Genomic DNA, 3738 nt, shown 5'->3' with positions numbered 1-3738 from the left:
TGCGGACTCCAGGGAAGGTGATTGTTTTTGATCAATGGAGACGCCGTTATCCAGCACGTCTTTTAGCGGTGTTTCCGGTTTAATGCCTTTTTTAACGATCTTCTTAAAGGCTTTACCATCAACTTTTGCGGGAGTGGCTACAGGTTCATCTTTAAACCATTTGTGCTGGGCAAAATAGTTGGCCACACTGCCGATGGCGTCGACCGTGCTATTCAGGATGTCACGCTTTCCGTCGCCATCGAAATCTACCGCGTAGCGTCGGTAGCTGCTGGAAATAAACTGTGGTTTACCCATTGCGCCGGCATAGGATCCCTTGATGCTCATGGGATCAGCTTTTTCTTCGCGCGCTAACAATAAAAATTCTTCCAGTTCTTTTTTAAAAAATTTTGAGCGTTTTGGGTAGTCAAAGCCAAGCGTAGTGAGGGCGTTCATTACCGGGAACTTTCCTTTGTATTTGCCATACTTGGTTTCTACGCCAATGATGGCTACGATAATTTCAGGATCTACACCATATACTTCATAAGCGCGCTGCAAATGCTTGGCGTTTTGGCGCCAGAATTTTACGCCGCCTCTGATGCGGTCCTCTTTAAGAAAAATAGGCCGGTACTGGTACCAGGGCTTGGCTTCTGCGGGTCGAGTAATGTATTCAATGATTTTGGGATTGGTTTTGACTTTTTTAAAAGCCTTCACTAAATAATCCCGATCGAAGTCATGTTTTTTGACCATTTGGTCGATGAACTCGTTGATATCTGCTCGCTGTGTGACATCGGCGTTAACTATCGGTGCTAGCAAGCATCCCATTACTAGCATCCAAGTGGTTACAGTTTTTACCAATTTGATTTGCATATGATCTACCTGGGTAATAATTTGCGATGGGTATGAATTGACATCAGAATACCGAAACCTGCCATTAAGGTCACTACCGACGTACCACCATAACTTACCAGTGGTAAGGGTAAACCTACCACAGGTAGTAAACCGGTGACCATGCCTATATTCACAAAAACATAAATGAAAAACGTCATGATTAAACTGCCGGCTAATAAACGAGTAAACGTGTCTTGCGCCTGAACGGCGATCAACAAACCACGTACCAAAATAAACAAATAAATAGCCAGCAGAACCAGGATGCCTATAAAGCCAAATTCTTCGGCATAGGCAGCAAAAATAAAGTCAGTTGATCGTTCGGGTAAAAAGTCCAGCTGAGATTGCGTGCCGTTTAACCATCCTTTGCCATATAAACCACCGGAGCCAATGGCGATTTTGGATTGAATAATGTGATAACCGGATCCCAGGGGATCTTTTTCCGGATCAAGAAGTGTTAGTACACGCTGCCGTTGGTAATCATGCATTAACGACCATGCGATGGGTGCCGATGCCGCGCCCATTACTCCCAGTACGGCGAGTATTTTCCAGGACAGGCCGGCGAACAGTAAGGCAAAGAAACCCGCGCCTGCGACTAATAATGAGGTGCCTAAGTCCGGTTGTTTAACAATCAGGATGAATGGAATAGAAATAATCATGAAGGCAATGAGCACTCTTTTACCATCCGGTGGCAGGGGATATTCAGACAGGTACCAGGCAACCATCAATGGCACTGCGAGTTTCATAATTTCAGACGGCTGAAAGCGAAACAAACCAAAATCCAGCCAGCGCTGTGCGCCTTTACCGATTTGTCCCGCAATTAACACGGCAACCAGTAAGACAACGCCGATTGCATAGATATAAGGTGTCCAGTGCTTCAGGGTGTTCGAATTCACCTGCGCCAGGGCAAACATGAATATGAAAGCCAATACAAAACGTGTTAACTGTTTCCAGATCATTCCCATGTCCTGGCCACTTGCGCTATACAGGATAAACAGGCTGGTGATTGCCAGCGCAATTAATCCCATTAATAAAGGAAGGTCCAGGTGTAGAGACTCCGCCAGTCCTTGCCGGCGTTCACCGAATTCATTTACGTTAATGTTAAGTAAACTCATGATGGTTCTTTTTCCTTTTCAGACTGCAGCTGTTCCAGCATAGGAAGCAAGTAATGATCCATTACTTTTCTTGCGATTGGTGCGGCGGTTGAACCACCATGCCCGCCATGTTCGACAATGACTGATACGGCAATCTTTGGATTTTCGACCGGGGCAAACGCGATAAACAATGCGTGATCTTTTAATTCCCTGGGTATTTCATGTTCCTTGTATTCTTCATCCTGCGCTACGCTGAATACTTGCGCGGTTCCAGTTTTACCACCAATTTTATACTTGGCGTCTTTACCGATGCGATAGGCGGTTCCGCGCCAGTGATGTGCTACATCCTGCATAGCATTAATGACTTTATCCCAGTTTTCCGAGTCAACAATATCGACCGGCGCGTCTGGTATGGGCGGTAGCTGCTGAACTTCTTTGGTGTTGGGATTTTCCAGGGCGCTGACCACGCGTGGGCGCATACGTTTACCTCTCATCGACAGTGTTGCTGTTGCGCTTGCCAGCTGCAATGGTGTTGCCAGGACATAACCCTGTCCTATACCCGCGCTTACGGTATCACCCGTATACCATTGTTCTTTCCGGGCTCTTTTTTTCCACCTTGTGGTAGGCATGATGCCACCCAGTTCCCCGGTAATATCCACGCCGGTTGCGTCATTAAAGCCAAATGGCATCATGAAGCCGGATAATTTATCAATCCCCATACTAACGGCCAGGTCATAAAAATACACATCACACGATTGTACAATGGCATGGTGCATATCCATTTTTCCGTGCCCGGTTTTTTTCCAGTCACGGTACTTATGTTTTTTTCCAGGTAATCGATACCAGCCCCGGCAGGTGATTTGCTCTTCTGCCTCTTTGGTGTCGGTTTCCACGCCTGCTAATCCGTAAAATGGTTTAACGGTAGAGCCAGGTGGGTATTGACCGCGCAATGCACGGTTAAATAATGGTTTTAACTTATCGTTGCGCAGTGCGTTATAGGTTTTGTGGTCGATTCCCAGAACAAAGAGATTGGGATCAAATACTGGCGCACTGACAAAAGCCAGTACGTCACCGGTGTTGGGATCGATGGCAATTACCGAGCCGCTTTCTTCCCCTAATGCCTGTTCCGCAACTTTTTGTAATGTCGAGTCAATAGTGAGATGTAAATTGATGCCAGGTTCCTGTGGTACCTGCTCGAAGGTACGTAACGCGCGTCCCTGTGCATTGGTTTCAATTTGCGCCACCCCGGGGATACCGTGTAAGACTTTCTCATAGAAATGTTCAACACCCGTTTTACCAATGTAGTTTGTGCCTTCGTATTCGGTTTTGTCGATACGCTCCATTTCTCTTTCATTAATACGACCCACGTAACCAATAGCGTGCGACATCAATCCTTGCTGTGGGTAGTGTCTAATTAAGCCGGCTGCAATATCAACACCGGGAAAGCGATAGCGATTGACCGCGATACGTGCGACTTCTTCATCACTTAAACGGGTACGCAGGGGGATAGGTTTAAAACGATTGTAGGGTCCGAGTTGTTCTTTAAAGCGTTCGATATCGGCTTCGGTAATTTCAATGATTTCACCCAGGGACGCAATTGTTGCGTCTATGTTTTTAACGCGCTCTGGTGTTAATTCCAGGTTGTACGCTGGAATTAACACCAGAGCGCGTTAAAAACATAGACGCAACAATTGCGTCTATGTTTTTAACGCGCTCTGGTGTTAATTCCAGGTTGTACGCTGGCAGGTTCTCGGCGAGCAATACGCCGTTTCGATCATAG

General features: G+C 46.4%; 4 protein-coding genes. All 4 read right to left on the bottom strand.

What is annotated here, in order from left to right; all coding sequences use genetic code 11:
• On the bottom strand, positions 1 to 801 hold an 801-nt coding region (mltB, locus tag ACWVCM_RS04545), incomplete at its 3' end, for a lytic murein transglycosylase B (protein ID WP_455200529.1).
• Between the two features lie 50 nt (positions 802 to 851).
• Positions 852 to 1979 carry a rod shape-determining protein RodA gene (rodA, locus tag ACWVCM_RS04540; protein ID WP_455200528.1) on the bottom strand — a complete coding sequence of 376 codons (1128 nt, stop codon included), beginning with the start codon at positions 1977 to 1979 and terminating at the stop codon, positions 852 to 854.
• Positions 1976 to 3619, bottom strand: a complete 1644-nt coding sequence (mrdA, locus tag ACWVCM_RS04535) for a penicillin-binding protein 2 (protein WP_455200527.1) — start codon at positions 3617 to 3619, stop codon at positions 1976 to 1978. Before mrdA ends, rodA begins: the two co-directional genes overlap by 4 nt.
• Positions 3573 to 3738 (bottom strand): hypothetical protein (locus ACWVCM_RS04530; RefSeq protein WP_455200530.1); only part of this gene is annotated, 166 nt, incomplete at its 5' end. The genes mrdA and ACWVCM_RS04530, both read right to left, overlap by 47 nt.

The sequence above is a fragment of the Kaarinaea lacus genome (assembly GCF_975902315.1).
This window is presented reverse-complemented; position numbering and strand designations above follow the sequence as displayed.

Excerpts from the sequence above, each read along its gene's own strand:
- rodA (WP_455200528.1), bottom strand. The coding sequence starts at position 1,979 with ATGAGTTTACTTAACATTAACGTAAATGAATTCGGTGAACGCCGGCAA.